Source organism: Candidatus Neomarinimicrobiota bacterium, assembly GCA_036476315.1.
In the GTDB taxonomy this organism is placed as follows: domain Bacteria; phylum Fidelibacterota; class Marinisomatia; order Marinisomatales; family S15-B10; genus JAZGBI01.
In genome coordinates this window covers 1-15,504 of sequence record JAZGBI010000003.1, presented here as the reverse complement: position 1 = coordinate 15,504, position 15,504 = coordinate 1, and the positions used below count along the sequence as shown (strand labels likewise).

Here is a 15,504-nt window from a genome sequence, read left to right as displayed (position 1 = left end):
AACATAACTCTGGAGAAGGGAAGGGGCAATACCTTCACCACGCTTCTGAAGGAGAGAAGGAGAGGAGATTGCGTTCTCCAAGGGAGCTCCCTTTGTGAGGAAGCTTAAAACTCCACCAAAGATCCGGCAACTCCAGAGGAAACGGGGAGCAACAGACAGGTCATGCCTAAGTCCCAGGCGCCATTCCCTGACCCTACCCATTCTTCCTAGAATGGGCGGGTCAAACCAGAAGACCCTAACCAAAACGGTAATACAACTTCTGGGATGTAGGTCACCCGATGGCTATCGGGGAGACCGCAGCGATCCCCCGTATCTTGCTTGACCTCAGGCGTGAGGGGGGGGCGGTGGGTTACACTATAAATCGAAGGCTATCGAAACAGAAACATGGAGATCATTTCCGGAGGGGAAGATGCCGAACTGGTATTTCTTCCTCAGATTTTTCTGTCTCCAGGTTGAAATGATGTAGTCACCCAGGAAGCCTGCCTGAACCAGACCCGATCCAACCAGCAGCAATTGTCTGAAGGGAAATGGTGTGTGTGGGGTATTTTGCTGAGGTGGTTCCAACAATAAGAACGGCCCCACCACAGGAATAACGATTCTTGCCAGATCTTCCCCTCCCAGTGCGTAGTATCCCCCAATTGTCCCAGCATATGAACCCAGGAAACCAATCAGGTCAAGAATCTTCCGGGATTCTATGGAGGATTCGGCTAGTTCAAACATCAGCTCATTCTTCAGATTTCCAAAATCACTCGATTCTCCTTGTTTATTTGTATCCTGAGGCGAAAAGTGTAACATGTTGTCCTCACTACCGGGCTTCCCCCGGGTGGTTTTACCTTTGACGATTGAACCATTCCCAAAGTAGACCAGATCAACAGTTTCCGCGTCAGGAAAGTCCTTCACATTTTCTTCCGCCATTGTCTCGGAAATTTGAGGTACTTTTTCCAACGGTGTCATTCGAGAGAAGTTATGCACTGTCGGATCATTCCTCATTCTGGCTCCAAGATACCCTAGGACGGCACCCAGCGAGCCGCTGACTGTCACCACGCGATTCTTCAGTTCCACACAGTCCACACCCTCACACCCGGATATACTACTCGCTCCAATCCAATATTCCAGTCCACCCCCTAGAACTGCACCTCCCACGGCACCAAAGAGGGGGCCCACGGGGAGTCGCAATCCAGCGATACCCACCTTCATCATTGCGGACGAATGAATCTGATCGATATCCATCAAAGGAATCGCTGTCACCAATTTCTTTCCTTCGCCTAACTGAAAAGGGACAATCTGGCGGCCGAAAAGCTCCCGGGCGCTCTGGATTCTCTGTTGTGCCGTAATCCCTGAAAAGTCACAGTGAATACTTCGATCTATATTTGCCAGTTTCCTCGCCTGTTCGAGCAGTCCAACGGTTGCGATAGTTCCCCCAAGTATAGGTGGGAAAGGACCCGCGGGGGAAGAAGGGGAGAAAAAGTTGGTGGAGGACAGGAACCTGCAGGTCAGGAAACCGCCCACAAATGAAGCTGCTCCTCCAAGATAATGCCACCGCGCAATCAGGTCTCGTTCTCCCACCGAGCTGATCTCTCTTATCGTTTCTAACGGAACTGTCACGCCATAGGAGCCCGTTACGAAGTGGAGAGGGTCGTCTCTCGGCACCTTCAGATGGACCCTTGCGTAAATCTGGCCCGAGACAAGCTTGATTTCCCATGTTCTTGCCGCGAGTCTTCTGGACGGCTGACTGATATATAGAGTCAAGTCATCAGAGTGATATGACTCGCAATTACTGTATTCTTTTCCGGTATTGGTCTTTATAAGCAGATTTTGGGCAGGTGTAACCGAAGGCAAGGCCGGAAGGGTCAGAAGGCCAATAAGAAGTGCCAGACTGATGCTCGACGGCAGTACCGTCGCTTTGGAGTATTTCAGACCCATTTTCATCAAGATACTCGAAGGCACGGTCTTCAACAAAGTGCCAAGCCTGACGTTCTGCAGAACTGTTTATCTACCACCGTGCTAAATCACTGATTGACTTCTGCCCGATCTTCCCTGCCTGTCACCTTATCCGTTGCAACAAGTCGGCGCACGATTTCTTCTGTCTCCCAGAAGGTCAGATGAGAGGTATAGTAGGCAGTGACACGGTCTCCATCTCTCCCACCCAGATATCCGAACATGGCACCTGATCCCGAGAGCGCAAAGATCAATCTCTGCTTCAATTGTACACAATCCGCACCGCCGCACCCTGAAATAGTGCTCGCTCCCAGGAAATAACCGGATCCGGCTCCGAAGACCATTCCCACCAGTGAGGTGATGATCGGATGTCCGGTATGCTTGATTCCAGCGAAACCCGTTCTTCTCGTTTTTGAAAGCTCAATTTCCTTTATCTTTCCAACCGACAAGGACTTGACATTCACCTTGATTTGATCGGGGGAAAGTTTCTGGTTACTCTTCATGAGAATCTCCTTGGCCGCTCCTAATCTTTCAACTGGAGTCATGTCATACAAGCGGAACTCCACAGCAGGTGGCTGTTTCTCAAAAACCTTTGCCAATTCAACGGCGCCAATTATTCCGACAGCCAGACCCATTGCCAAGGGAAAAGTCCCCGCCGATGATTGGGGGGACATCTGGGGTTCTTGCGCAAGCCTCACGGGAATCATCAACCCGGCGACGTAAGGAACAACTCTCTTTGCAAGGCTTAGCCACTCCTGCTTGCCAAACCTTACTGTTGGTTTTATGGTGTAAATCGCACGGAGTGGAATGTGAAAATCATACGATTTGACACTGAAATCGAGGGTGTCTCCGGTCAGTCCGCTTAGGGTAACCTTTCGATGTCTCTGACCGGAGGTGAGGGTGATATCCCAGTATCGACCGTCGATTTCTCGTTCTTGGGTGAAGTAGAGCTTGGTCCCGTCAAGCCGGTCAGGTATACAGTCTCTATATATTCTCCCATTTGTAGTTTTGACCTGCCAAGTCTGACCAAAGGCAAAACTTATTGATATTGAGATGAGAAGTATTTTCCGTTTCAGGGCGTCCACTCTTCTAGTGCTATTCTTCCAACAAACTTTAAATTTATGAACTCCCTTTCAACATCAGCAAACAAAATCCCGTTTTCCACGTGGACGTTGATGTAAATACCTAAGTATTGTGCTCCAGGTCACGGACTCGTAGGATAGCTTATGGTGCGAAACACAATATTGTGTAAATTAAAAGTGAAATGTTAGCCTGGGTCATCCGGCACAACGTGCTAGTTATTCGAAATATGGACTGCATCATCTCCCGATGATGCTGAACCATCAGGAGATGGTTCACTCAATAGGATGCACAAGACAATTATGGTTGTCGGCAGACTAGTATGTCACCGGTCCTAGACGTTGTTTTCCGCGTTTTTGGATGGAAAAGGACATGAAGAAAAAAGTTTCAGCTGATTCCATCATTGTTGCTGCGAAGGATCAGGTTTCCGCTGACCTGGGAGAAGAGGCAGTTATGCTCAATCTCAAATCTGGTATATATTTTGGCCTGGATCCCATAGGGACACGCATCTGGAATCTTCTGCAGTCTCAAATCTCGGTCAAGGAGATACGAGATGCTATCGCTAAAGAGTATGATGTGGATCCCGAGCGGTGCGAGAAGGACATTCTGGATTTGGCTCAAGAAATGGTCGAGCAGGGTCTCGTCGAGGTGAGGAATGAAACGACTTCGTAAGTTCCTGGGTCTTCCCGTATTTGATCAGGCCATTCTGATTTCCTCAGCACTCCTAATTCTTGTGATCAGGCTGGGCCTCTTGCTTCTATCGTTTGGCAACATGTGCCATCTTCTGGTTCGTCTTCAGCGAATCCGCACTCGACCGTCTGGAGTGCAGATCAAATCTGCCGGACAGCGAATCGTCTGGTCTCTGGAAATGGTAGGTCGTTTCATGCTTGGCACCCGGAACTGCCTCGCGCAAGCCATGGCGGCGCGCGTACTGCTTGAATGGTGGGGAAAACCGGGTCATGTCTGCATTGGTGTGGCTCGTGGTGGCGATGGCGAACTGAAGGCTCATGCGTGGGTAGAAGGAGATGATGCCGTGATCATGGGCGGAACTGACGTATCCGGATACACACCTTTATTGGTCCTGGAGGGGGAAATCCGGTGAGTGGAATCGGTGGCGTGTTTTTCCTCGACGGCAAGCCCGCTGACCCTCAACTCTTGGAAAGCATGGGGGAAAAGCTAGCACATCGGGGTCCAGATGGCTTGGGCGCATGGAATGACGGGTCCGTGGGCCTGTGCCACCAAATGTTGTGGACAACGCCTGAATCTCTGCAGGAGAGACTGCCACTAACTAACGATAGGGGTGACCTAACCATTACAGCCGACGCCAGAATCGATAATCGGGCCGACCTTTTGAACCTCTTGGGCGCCAACATTGTCCATAATAGTGGGATCACGGACAGTGAACTAATCTTGGCAGCCTACGAACACTGGGGTGAGAGCTGCCTTGATAAGCTTATAGGTGACTTTGCCTTCGTCATATGGAATGAACGAAGGCAGCTTCTCTTCTGTGCAAGAGATCATTTTGGTGTCAAACCGCTTTATTACTATCACAAGCCTGGCCAGGTGTTCGTCTTCGCCTCAGAAATCAAAGGGCTGCTTTGTGTTCCTGAAGTACCACGCCGTCTCAACGAAGTGAGAATTAGAGAGTACCTTGAGGAGACCGAATGGGAACACAAAACTCCGACCTTCTATCATAATATATTTCGGCTCCCTCCAGGACACTTTATGACTACAGACCGTAAGATGGCGAAAGTACAAATCTACTGGTCACTTGACCCTTCCCGCGAAGTCCGGCTAGGATCAGACAAGGATTACGTTGAGGCATTTCGCGAAATTTTTGTTGAGGCCGTGCGCTGCCGTTTACGCAGCGCCTTTCCGGTAGGATCAATGTTGAGTGGGGGCCTGGACTCCTCCTCGGTCGTCTGCGTTGCGAGGGAATTGTCGGCAAACGAGACCAATCAAGATTTCCACACATTCTCGGGTGTATCCGTCAACCCATCCAAATGTGGCGAGAGTCCATTTATAGGTGAAGTCATCCGCATGGGTGGAATTGAACCCCACATCATCCGGCCCGACAGCCTGAACTCCTTTATGACTGACTTGGAGCAGGTCGCTTGGAGTCAAGATGAACCTTTCGATGCAACTTCTCTCTTCATAGTTCGGATTATGTACAGTGCTGCCCAAAAGCAAGGGGTCCGCGTGCTCTTGGATGGAGCCGACGGTGATGTCGCTCTGTCACACAGGCGCGAGAATCACCTGTTGATCCTCCTGCTCACAGAAAGATGGAGGAGCGTTTCCAGGGAGTTGGCAGCACTTTCCAGGCGCCTAAATTCGGCACCTGGGAGGGTCATTCTGAGCCATGGCGTGTATCCTCTTCTCCCAGACGCTATGAAAAGAGCTTGGACGTCCATGCGCGGGGCCGGTGGTCCGGCATGGGCCGGCAGGAAGATGATGACCCCTCATTTTCGTCGTCGAACCAGGCAGGCGCAGCGACTGGACCAGCGGAGAAATCAGGAGGGACTGCTCGGGCAATTAAGAAAAGAGCACTGGCATTCGCTTAACTCGAGTAGCATTCCATTTGCGATGGAATTGTACGACAGGACTGCTGCCACATTTTCAATCGAAGCTCGCCACCCCTTTTTTGATAAGCGGTTAGTGGAATTCTCCCTTGCTTTACCACCTGACCAAAAGATACGCGAAGGGTGGACCAAAATGATTCTTCGTCGCGCCATGGATGGCATTCTTCCCGAGAAGGTCCAGTGGCGAAATGTCAAGGCTAATCTTAGTGGAGAGTTTTTCCTCCCACTGCTGCATTTCGAGGAAAAACTTCTTGAAAAGGTGATTTGGAATGATCTGGAGTCCGTCGATCAGTATTTGGACGTTGGGACTGTGCGTGAAGCATATGTTCGATACAAATCCAAGGGAATGTTTTATGATGCGTACACTGTCTGGGTGGCTGCGACCTTGGCCCTGTGGCTTCGCCGGATCTCGCCGACGGTGTCATCCAGAGCAAATTAGTGTGATCAAGAAGGGAGGAAAAACAGGTGAAATCTAAGAAACAAAATAGGGATATGTCGGGGGAGAACAGAGCGGTCGACTCCCTGAACAAACTCGCGAAGAAGCTCTACTCCACTCCACGGCTGACCATTTACGGAGGTGTTGAGAAAATTACGAAGGGGGGAGGAACAGGGCCAAAGGAGGGCAGCCAGCCAACTGCCTCGAGGATTCCATAACGCCGCACCTCCTAATGAAAAAAGAAAGGATGTCTTCCTACCTTGCCTATGGTCTTGGTATCAGGTCCGCATTGCCCTTACCGGGCTTGTCGCCCGGAGAGGTGGACGCGGATGTCATCGTTCGACTGGGCAAGGTGGGCTCCCTACCAGAAAATGGAGACGTAAACGGAAGTTATTTTCGTACTACCGCAACAGAGACCTACCTTTTCTGGGAAGAAGTTGGGAGGTTCTTGGTTCGCGCCGGACAGGAAATCATCGTAGATCCGGCACCAGGAGTAAAGGAGGACGTTATCCAGTTCTTCATCCTTGGGCCGGCCATGGGAGTACTGCTTCACCAACGGGGATTTCTCGTGTTGCACTCGAGTGCGGTAGCCGTAAGCCGTAACGCAGTAGCCTTTCTTGGGAAAGAGGGAAGCGGCAAATCCACTTTGGCTGCGGCCCTGAACGCCGGAGGGCATGCCGGGTTGACGGATGATGTGACAGCTGTTCATTTTGATGCGGAAAGGCCAATGGTTTTCCCGGGCTTTCCGTTGCTCAAACTGGATGCGGAGCTCGTCGCAAGTTTAGCACACAACCTTCACAATTATCCCGGTGTCAAACCTTCGATGGAGAAACAGGTCGTCCGAGTCACCGGGGATTTTCCCAGATCACCCATCCCGCTTCGCCGCCTCTACGTACTTGCAGAAGGAAATGATCACTCTATTGAGTCTCTTCAAATTCAGGACGCCTTCGTGGAGCTGATTCGGCATTCTTATTGCGTTCGATTACTTCCCACAATAGGGTCTTCTGTTCATTTGTTCCAATGCGCAAATCTTGTCAATAACGTCACTATTTGTCGCCTGAGGATCCACCGATCCTTTTCGCGTATTCCCCGCTTGGTACAGATGGTGGAGGAAGATCTTGTCGGCGAAACATGAAAAAAACGTAGTCTCGCCCACTCGACCGGAAGACGTGTTACTTCTTTGCTGCGCTCAGAGTTCTGCAGTCTCAGAGAGGGAAGAGCGGATGAGGTCACTGATGCAGAAGCAATTAGACTGGGCTTACTTATTCTGGATGGCTCGTGTGCACGCGATGGTGCCGCTTCTCTGCTGGTACATCGACGTGACATGTCGAGATGCTCTTCCAACGGCAATCCTGAATCAGCTCCGGAAACATTTTCGCCATAACGCTCGCAACAACCTTTTTGTGACCAGAGAACTGCTGAGGATCTTAGATCTCTTTGAAGAGTACGGAATAGAGGCCATTCCGTACAAAGGACCCGTTCTTGCTTCCTCCGTATATGGTAACCTTGCCCTTCGGCAATTTGTGGATCTGGACTTTCTGATTCAGAAGCAAGACGCCCTTAAAGCCAGAGATCTGCTCCTCTCACAAGGATACCGGCCAGAGAATCCCCTGGCTACCGAGAAGGAAGTGTCTTACCTGCGGTCGGAACGCGAACTCGTTTTTATTCGCAATGATGGAAGAGTCTTCTTGGACATTCATTGGCAGATTGTTCCTCAGTATTTCAGTTTCCGACTAGATCATCAGCGATTATGGAAGAACCTTGAAGCGATATCCCTCGGTGGCAGGAAGATCATGACCTTTTCCCCAGAGGATCTGCTCATGATCCTCTGCGTTCATAACGGGGGCAAACATCACTGGGAACGGTTGGGATGGATCTGCGATGTTGCCAGACTGATCGAGGTTCATAAGAGCTTGGACTGGGGACGAGTTATTGAGCAAGCTGGTGCATTAGGGGCTGAGCGAATACTCTTCCTCGGACTCTATTTGGCAAACAGTCTCCTAGGAGCAAGCCTTCCCGAAGCAGTCTCGAAAAGGGTATTCTTGGATAGGGCTGTAGAATCGCTAGCTCAACGGATACACGCTCGGCTCTTCCAGAATTCTCAGGATTCTTCAGGACTGGTGGAACGAAGTCTTTTCCACCTCAAGATGAGGGAAAGGGTGCGGGACAGGGTGAATTGCTTTTTACGCATGGCGACGGTCCCAACCGTAGGAGATCTGATGTTTCTGCCCCTACCACAATCTCTCTTTCTTCTCTATTATTTGCTCAGACCCATACGGCTGGCTGGAAGACTTGGACTCGGACTGTTTGACCCCAAGGTTTCTGTCCCATTTGTTCCGACGCCCGTGGAGGTGGTGGAGCGGATGCTTGAGATGGCCGCCGTAAGACCGGGCGACGTCGTATACGATCTTGGCTGCGGTGATGGGCGAATCGTGATCATGGCGGCCAAACGCTACGGAGCGCATGGTGTCGGCGTTGATATTGACCCTCATCGGATCAAGGAGTCAGAGGCCAACGCGCGAAGCGAGGGTGTGGATCAGCTTGTGACGTTTTGGCAGAAAGATGCGAGAAAGATTGACTTTTCAGGAGCCTCGGTTGTCATGTTGTACCTACCTCGGTCCATGAATCTCAAGCTCAAGAACACAATTCAAAGAGAACTTCAACCTGGTGCCAGAATTGTGTCGCATGAATACGAGATCGGGAATTGGCCCCCAGTGAAGACCGAGATTGTGTTGGATGCCATTGGAACATCTCACATGATATTCATGTGGAAGATTCACAAGTCTTCGAACCCAGATTAGCCTTCTTCCTGCCCCAAAAAGATTCGGCAAAGTTACTATTAATAGATGAGACAATTTGACAATATGCGGGACAACCTCAGGCCATGCACGAATCGAGTCTTCACGCGGGCAATTCTTCCACAAATGGTCCGGGGATGAATGGCGATCAGTAAGAAAGAATGGCCTTCGGGTAGGGTCTATTCGCAATAATCATAAGGATGTTTGGCAGGATCGTGGAGTAGTCACTCCGGCCACAGTCATGACTAGTTTTCTTCTCGGAGAAGTATTAGAATACTGAATTAGAAACAATTACGAAATCGGTGCATAAAAACATCCGACTGGCGTCACACCAGTTTAAGGAACTTAAGAAAATAAGTTAAGACCCAAGCCATAGCGGCTTCTGTCTGGATTCGGAAGCTCATTTCTGGTTGAACTCTAACCTGTACCTGCTCCAGTCTCTCGAACAAGAGCCGTGAGTTTACCGGTTTTCAGGCACAGCTGTGCACGACAAGAGATCAACTAAGATAGATTCTACTCACCACACGCTTCTGGTGCCTACTTCTGACATTAATCCTCACATTGTGCCGACGATCACATTCGCCTATGTTCAGGCTTATCCTGTGTCTTAGATCACAGCTTGTTACGAATTGATGAGCAAAATTAAGATAGAGATCAAACTAGCGTAAATGCTTGAATTATGATTCAGATGAAATTAACACTAGATTTGCCGGGTTTTCCTGCTAAGGCATTTGGGCCGACTTACTGCTTTGCGACATTCATTTGCCGAAGTATTTCAGCAATGACCGAAATGTCTCAAAGTAGGGAGAAACTTCAGGATCGGGCGAAGCCGCCTGAGGAACAACTCCGTTTGGGCTGGCTGTGATCCCGGCGCTGAAGCTTGGGTTGGAAAACCGGTCAAACGCGTACCCCGTCACTTCAAAGAAAGTTCAGTCTGTAAGTGACGTGGCGAAGCCATGTCATCCAAGACAGAACTTGACAGCATATACATGAGGATCACTCCGATGGACCAGAGGAGAAGAAGATACGATAGAGAGTTCAAGATTGAAGCGGTCAATCTTGCCACGAACAGTAGCAGACCGTTTGGTGAGATTGCAAACAACCTGGGATTAAGCCCAAACATGTTGTGGCGGTGGAAGAGGGAACTTGCGCCGGAGGTGGATTCTGACAATGGCAATGGTCGAATTGGGTCCAATGGAACCGAGTTGGAAAAGCTCAACGGGGAGTTGCGCCTGGTGAAAGAAGAACGTGACGCCCTGAGAAAGGCGTTGATCATCTTATCCCGGATGGGCGACTAGGTATGCAAGCGTGTCTTATTCACCGACAAACTAGCAATGTGAAACTCAACAAATGAAGTTTCTATTCTCAGCCCTGATACCCTGGCTCCTTCTGGTTCTGACCCCAGCTGTTGGGTCTCAGCCCAATTTGGATGAGACGGGTACTGGTGAAAACTTGGGATCTCTCAGGGGGAGATATCTGACAGACGAGGAAGGCAATATTCTGATGTATGTAAACGTGTGGGGTCACGTGACTCAACCAGGCCACCATCTGGTTTTTGAAGGGATCGAACTGTCAACGCTTCTGTCCGTGACCGGCGGCCCAAAAGGCGGGGCGAATCTCGGTAACATAAGGTTGTTTCGCGAGTTTCCTGATGAAGGAGGGAAGCTGGCCTACACAATCGACTTCGAAAAATTCCTGAAAACTGGTGACAGGACTGGTTTTGTGAGGATTCTGCCTAATGACACCTACATAATCCCCGAAAAGGGAAGCTCCATCATGTTTAGACAAGTAGGAACGTTTAGCGTCTTATTGGGCATCATTAACCTTTACTACCAAGTCTTAAACTACCAAAGATAGGAAGGTAACTTAATGTTGGAAAACGCGCAATATGTCGAAAAACCGATGATGACTTTGCGGGACTATGTTCGCCTTGTGGTAGCGGGAAAGTGGTGGATTATCGTTTCCGCGCTGTGCTTTCTTTCGGTCTCTGCTTATTTGACGTCCAAGAAGCGCCCGGTCTATGAGACTGCTACTGTGGTGATGATTGAAAACCGGAACCAGACTCAAGGCGTTTTCGGTATGGGGGACTTTGACGACTCGTGGGGAATGACCAATGAAATCGAATTGATCAAATCAAGGTCAATGGCTGAGGCAGTTGTGGAAGAATTGTGGAATTCCGAACATAGGAATCATCTTTACCTGTTCGGGACGCGAGAATTTGTAACAAGAAGTGAAAAGCCTAAACGTTGGTTCAAGAGCGTCATCACATTCGGAGGGTGGGATGTGGGCAAGATCGCTGTCAAACAATTCAATCAGCCGTTTTCCGAGCAGATTGCTCAGCAATACTCGGGCGCCGTAAAAGGTAGACTGACCGTCTCGCATCTCAGGTATACCGACCTTCTCAAGATTCGGATGAGGAGTGAGGATCCCAACGAAGCGGCATTGCTGGCCAATACGGTTGCAAATGTATACAAGCAGAAAGATCGTGAATTCGCCTCGGAGCGGACTCTTGAAATGAAAGACTTCTTGGTGGATCAAGTGGGGAAAAAAGAAAAAGAGCTTGCTCTTGCGGAGGATGCTCTGCGGGATTACGAGGAAAAGGAACTCGTTTTTGGTCTTGATGTTCAAGCCTCGCTCCTTCTGACTCAGGTCACTCAAATTGAATCCCGATTCTACTCAGATTTGGCAGAGGTCAGTATTGTCCGTCAGAAAAGAGCCTATACTGAAGGTCAACTTTCTGAACATGAAAAAGTCCTTGCTAAAGAACTGTTGGGATCCATAAACGCCCGGGTTTTCGCTTTAAGGACAGAAATCGCTGAACGAGAGGCCGAACTGGTGAGAAATGCCAGTCTGTATGGTGAAGACCATGAGGCAGTGAATACGACTCGCAGGAAAATCAAGTCTCTGAAGAAAAGGCTCAACGAAGAGACAAGCTTACTCATCGCCCAGCGGATGTCTGTAGCTGATCCCATCGAATATCGTCAGGGACTGATAACTGGATTACTGGAGCTCGAAGGCCAGTTGGCAGGACTGAAGGCAAGAACTTCTGAAGTTGGAAAACTGGTGGAACTGTACAATAGTCGGCTTGAGCAGCTTCCCAGCAAGCAGTTGCAGTTCGCCCGGCTTGAGCGGGATCGATCGGTTCTTGAACAGACATATGGTCTCATGAGAGCAAGATTGGAAGAAACCAGAATTACTGAAGCATCTGAGGCAGGAAAGGTCCGAATAATTGACACAGCTATTCCTCTTGGTGGCCCTGTAGGCCCAAATACTAAAGCAGATCTTCTCCTAGGCCTTGTTCTCGGAACAGCGTTTGGATTTGGACTTGTCTTGCTGAGAGAACACCTCGATAACACAGTTAAGTCTCCGGAAGATATTGAGAGGTATGGCCTGAGCGTGTGGGGAGTCGTCCCGGCAATAGGTAAGAGCCAAAATGGAAAATATGGAAGAAAGAGCAGCAATTCAGACAGTGAGACTGCAGGAAACGGTGATAGAGAATCGGCCAAGTTGATGCGACCAATCATTGCCCATGAAGATCCCAAGTCTCCAGTTTCGGAGGCGTTTCGAGGTATTCGGACAAATATCGCCTATTCAAAGGCGGACACGAAAATCAGATCTATGCTCCTCACCAGTCCGGGCCCACAAGAAGGAAAATCAACAATAATAGTCAATCTAGCCATCACTTTCGCGAATCTGGGTTTAAAGACTCTTCTTATCGACAGTGATCTTCGGCGCCCAACTCTTCATCGATTTTTCGGAGTTTCAAGGGAATCCGGTCTAACCCAGTACCTGTCAGGTAGTGATCAGAAATTCGACTCAATGGTCCTTGAAACTGAATTCGAAAACCTGAGTTTCGTTCCCTCCGGTCCCATTCCCCCCAATCCGTCGGAGCTGTTGGGTTCAGAGAGGATGAGTCACCTTGTGGCAAAACTCGAGAAAAAGTGGGACATGGTTCTTTTTGATTCACCCCCGATCGGCGCAGTCACAGATGCTGGGATCATATGCAAAGAGATTGATTCCATCTGTCTCGCCGTCAGGTCCGGCGAGACGGACAAAGGTGCTCTTATTCAGTCACTTCGGACGTTGAATCAAATCTCGGCTCCATTGGGCGGAGTGATCCTGAACGCGGTCACTCGCAAAGCGTTCTACAAGTCGTACTACAACTATTATCACTACTACTATTCCGATAAAGATAAACGGGAACCCAGGTCTAGGTTAGGCAATACTGTCCGGAGGATCAGGAAGATAGTCAGATCGGCAGTATAGGGTAGTCCACCTCATCCAGACACACTTCATTCTATCCGAATTCCCCAGCTTCTGAATAAAATTTCTTGAGATACTCATATTCGATCCGAAAATTTGGATCATGACTCATACTTGCTGTGAGGTTGACTGTGTCTAAGTTGACAGCACTAGTTTGTGGAGCTGGAGGATTCATCGGAACACATTTGGCGGTTCGGCTGAAAAGCGAGGACTACTGGGTTCGGGGTGTCGACTTGAAGTTCCCGCAATTCAGCGAAACAGATGCAGACGATTTTGTGATTGGGGACTTGAGAGACTCTGTGATCTGTAAAAAGGTTGTTGATCGGCCATTTGATGAAGTCTACCAGCTAGCAGCAGACATGGGTGGTGCAGGTTTCATTTTCACCGGTGAGAATGACGCTGACGTCATGCATAATTCGGCGCTCATTAATCTGAACATGGTGGAGGCCTGCTATCGGGCAAACGTCAAAAGGATCTTTTATTCCTCTTCAGCCTGCATGTACCCTGAGTACAACCAGCGGGATCCGGAGAACCCCAACCTATCTGAGGACTCGGCCTATCCGGCTATGCCTGACAGTGAATATGGCTGGGAGAAACTGTTCAGTGAGCACCTCTATTTTGCATTTCAAAAAAATTATGGCATGGAAGTTCATGTCGCCCGGTTGCATAATGTATTTGGACCATTAGGAACCTGGAATGGGGGCAGGGAAAAGGCTCCGGCAGCGTTTTGTCGAAAAGTTTCTGAGGCGCAGGATGGTGGTAAAATTGAGATGTGGGGTGACGGTGAACAGACGAGATCGTTCCTGTATATTGATGATTGCATCGACGCGATAAGGATGCTTGTGCAGTCGGATTTTCCTGGTCCCGTGAACATTGGATCTGAGGAGATGGTCACCATCAATCAGTTGGGAAGAATGGTTATGGAGATTGCCGGAAAGAGGCTTACTGTGGAACATATTTCCGGCCCCTTGGGCGTCAGGGGTCGAACTTCTGACAACCGTCTCATTAAGGCAAAACTTGGATGGGAGCCAGGCCTTTCCCTGTTTGAGGGTTTGGAGAAAATGTATGGGTGGATTGAACAGCAGGTGCTAGCTAGGAAGGAAAAGGTGGACGTGGCCGAAGAGGGAGAAATGGACCATTGAATCAGGATTTAGCATTGAGGAGTGAAGCGGGTTTAAAAGTCATCAGGCCTTCGAGCGGCTGGAATGCCCTAAAGCTTCACGAATTATGGGAATACCGGGAATTACTGTATTTTCTGACCTGGAGGGATATCAAGGTACGCTATAAGCAGACCGTTTTGGGAGCAGCCTGGGCTATCATTCAGCCGTTCTTCACGATGGTGGTCTTCAGTCTCTTCTTCGGGAAGCTGGCTAAAGTTCCTTCCGATGGCCTTCCTTACCCGATCTTCAGTTACGCTGCTCTCGTTCCCTGGGCCTTTTTCGCCAACGGGTTGGGCCAGTCTGCCAACAGTTTGGTGGGAAGCGCAAACCTGATCAAAAAGGTGTACTTTCCCCGTCTTGTGATTCCTATTTCTGCCGTTCTATCGGGTGCGGTAGATTTCGTTCTTGCCTTCCTAGTTCTTCTGGGCATGATGTTGTTTTATGGGATTGTTCCCACGATACATGTTGTATGGTTACCGTTTTTCTTGATCCTTTCCTTCATTACAGCTCTTGGAGTGGGCCTGTGGCTTTCGGCCATGAACGTCCAGTTCCGGGATGTGCGTTATGTGATTCCCTTTCTGACCCAGTTCTGGCTCTTTGCGACTCCCATTGCCTATCCCAGCAGCCTGCTATCTGAACAGTGGCGGACGATCTATGGGATCAACCCCATGGTAGGAGTCGTGGAAGGATTCCGATGGGCACTGTTGGGGACTGAAACGGCTCCCGGCCCCATAATCGTTGTGTCGACTTTGATGGCAGTAGGAATTCTGGTTGGTGGGGTCTTCTATTTCAGACGAATGGAGAGGACATTTGCCGACGTAGTATGAGAGGATTCTACATCATAATCAAACACGTGAAAGAGAAATGAGACATTTTACTTTCGACGTTTGATTTTAGACCATGACTGACATCGCCATCCAAGTTGAAAATATCTCGAAGCAATATCGCATCGGTTCGCCCCAGGCATCGTACAAGACGCTTCGAGACAGTCTGGCCAGCGGAATAAAAGCACCATTCCAGAAAGTGGCGAAGTTGTTGCGTGGTGAGGCCTACGGAGCTGCCACACTGAACGAAACCATATGGGCTCTGAAAAACGTTTCATTCCAGGTTAAGCAAGGTGAAGTCCTAGGAATTATCGGTGCCAACGGAGCGGGAAAAACTACTCTGCTCAAAATTCTCTCCTCTATCACAGAACCGACAGAGGGTTATGCTGAGATACGCGGACGGGTAGGTTCTCTCCTGGAAGTAGG

Annotated in this window: 15 protein-coding genes; 12 read left to right on the top strand and 3 right to left on the bottom strand. The window is 49.5% G+C overall.

Annotation, left to right across the window (positions count from 1 at the left end; genetic code table 11):
• The 3 genes from V3U24_00345 to V3U24_00335 form a co-directional block, all read right to left on the bottom strand.
• Positions 1-201: hypothetical protein (locus V3U24_00345; GenBank protein ID MEE9165901.1), on the bottom strand; the 201-nt coding region annotated here is incomplete at its 3' end.
• A gap of 153 nt (positions 202-354) precedes the next feature.
• Positions 355-1,929, bottom strand: coding sequence for a hypothetical protein (locus V3U24_00340; GenBank protein MEE9165900.1), 1,575 nt, complete (start codon positions 1,927-1,929; stop codon positions 355-357).
• Positions 1,930-2,009: 80 nt separating this feature from the next.
• Positions 2,010-3,023: a hypothetical protein gene (locus V3U24_00335; protein MEE9165899.1), complete on the bottom strand. Its 1,014-nt coding sequence runs from the start codon at positions 3,021-3,023 to the stop codon at positions 2,010-2,012.
• Positions 3,024-3,390: 367 nt separating this feature from the next.
• Here V3U24_00335 and V3U24_00330 point away from each other — a divergent pair, with 367 nt between their 5' ends.
• The 12 genes from V3U24_00330 to V3U24_00275 all read left to right on the top strand — a co-directional run.
• Positions 3,391-3,690, top strand: a complete 300-nt coding sequence (locus V3U24_00330; GenBank protein ID MEE9165898.1) for a PqqD family peptide modification chaperone — start codon at positions 3,391-3,393, stop codon at positions 3,688-3,690.
• A complete protein-coding gene (locus V3U24_00325; GenBank protein MEE9165897.1) occupies positions 3,674-4,120 on the top strand; it encodes a lasso peptide biosynthesis B2 protein in 447 nt (148 codons plus the stop codon). Before V3U24_00330 ends, V3U24_00325 begins: the two co-directional genes overlap by 17 nt.
• A complete protein-coding gene (locus V3U24_00320) occupies positions 4,117-6,036 on the top strand; it encodes a lasso peptide isopeptide bond-forming cyclase (protein ID MEE9165896.1) in 1,920 nt (639 codons plus the stop codon). The genes V3U24_00325 and V3U24_00320 overlap by 4 nt, the downstream gene beginning before the upstream one ends.
• A 26-nt stretch (positions 6,037-6,062) precedes the next feature.
• The gene (locus V3U24_00315; protein MEE9165895.1) at positions 6,063-6,251 is read left to right on the top strand and encodes a hypothetical protein; all 189 of its coding nucleotides are present in this window, start codon (positions 6,063-6,065) and stop codon (positions 6,249-6,251) included.
• A gap of 29 nt (positions 6,252-6,280) precedes the next feature.
• The gene (locus tag V3U24_00310) at positions 6,281-7,168 is read left to right on the top strand and encodes a serine kinase (protein ID MEE9165894.1); all 888 of its coding nucleotides are present in this window, start codon (positions 6,281-6,283) and stop codon (positions 7,166-7,168) included.
• A gap of 88 nt (positions 7,169-7,256) precedes the next feature.
• The gene (locus V3U24_00305) at positions 7,257-8,834 is read left to right on the top strand and encodes a nucleotidyltransferase family protein (GenBank protein ID MEE9165893.1); all 1,578 of its coding nucleotides are present in this window, start codon (positions 7,257-7,259) and stop codon (positions 8,832-8,834) included.
• Between the two features lie 953 nt (positions 8,835-9,787).
• A complete protein-coding gene (locus V3U24_00300; protein MEE9165892.1) occupies positions 9,788-10,129 on the top strand; it encodes a transposase in 342 nt (113 codons plus the stop codon).
• A gap of 52 nt (positions 10,130-10,181) precedes the next feature.
• On the top strand, positions 10,182-10,688 hold the full coding sequence (locus V3U24_00295) for a hypothetical protein (protein ID MEE9165891.1): 507 nt from the start codon (positions 10,182-10,184) through the stop codon (positions 10,686-10,688).
• Positions 10,689-10,700: 12 nt separating this feature from the next.
• Positions 10,701-13,097 carry a polysaccharide biosynthesis tyrosine autokinase gene (locus tag V3U24_00290; protein MEE9165890.1) on the top strand — a complete coding sequence of 799 codons (2,397 nt, stop codon included), beginning with the start codon at positions 10,701-10,703 and terminating at the stop codon, positions 13,095-13,097.
• Positions 13,098-13,234: 137 nt separating this feature from the next.
• The gene (locus V3U24_00285; protein MEE9165889.1) at positions 13,235-14,236 is read left to right on the top strand and encodes an NAD-dependent epimerase/dehydratase family protein; all 1,002 of its coding nucleotides are present in this window, start codon (positions 13,235-13,237) and stop codon (positions 14,234-14,236) included.
• A complete protein-coding gene (locus V3U24_00280; protein MEE9165888.1) occupies positions 14,233-15,081 on the top strand; it encodes an ABC transporter permease in 849 nt (282 codons plus the stop codon). Before V3U24_00285 ends, V3U24_00280 begins: the two co-directional genes overlap by 4 nt.
• Positions 15,082-15,154: 73 nt before the next feature.
• Positions 15,155-15,504: ATP-binding cassette domain-containing protein (locus V3U24_00275; protein ID MEE9165887.1), on the top strand; the 350-nt coding region annotated here is incomplete at its 3' end.

Coding starts and splice junctions, on each gene's coding strand:
- V3U24_00340 (MEE9165900.1), bottom strand. CDS start 1,929: ATGAAAATGGGTCTGAAATACTCCAAAGCGACGGTACTGCCGTCGAGC.
- V3U24_00330 (MEE9165898.1), top strand. CDS start 3,391: ATGAAGAAAAAAGTTTCAGCTGATTCCATCATTGTTGCTGCGAAGGAT.
- V3U24_00325 (MEE9165897.1), top strand. CDS start 3,674: ATGAAACGACTTCGTAAGTTCCTGGGTCTTCCCGTATTTGATCAGGCC.
- V3U24_00310 (MEE9165894.1), top strand. CDS start 6,281: ATGTCTTCCTACCTTGCCTATGGTCTTGGTATCAGGTCCGCATTGCCC.
- V3U24_00305 (MEE9165893.1), top strand. CDS start 7,257: ATGAGGTCACTGATGCAGAAGCAATTAGACTGGGCTTACTTATTCTGG.
- V3U24_00300 (MEE9165892.1), top strand. CDS start 9,788: ATGTCATCCAAGACAGAACTTGACAGCATATACATGAGGATCACTCCG.
- V3U24_00295 (MEE9165891.1), top strand. CDS start 10,182: ATGAAGTTTCTATTCTCAGCCCTGATACCCTGGCTCCTTCTGGTTCTG.
- V3U24_00290 (MEE9165890.1), top strand. CDS start 10,701: ATGTTGGAAAACGCGCAATATGTCGAAAAACCGATGATGACTTTGCGG.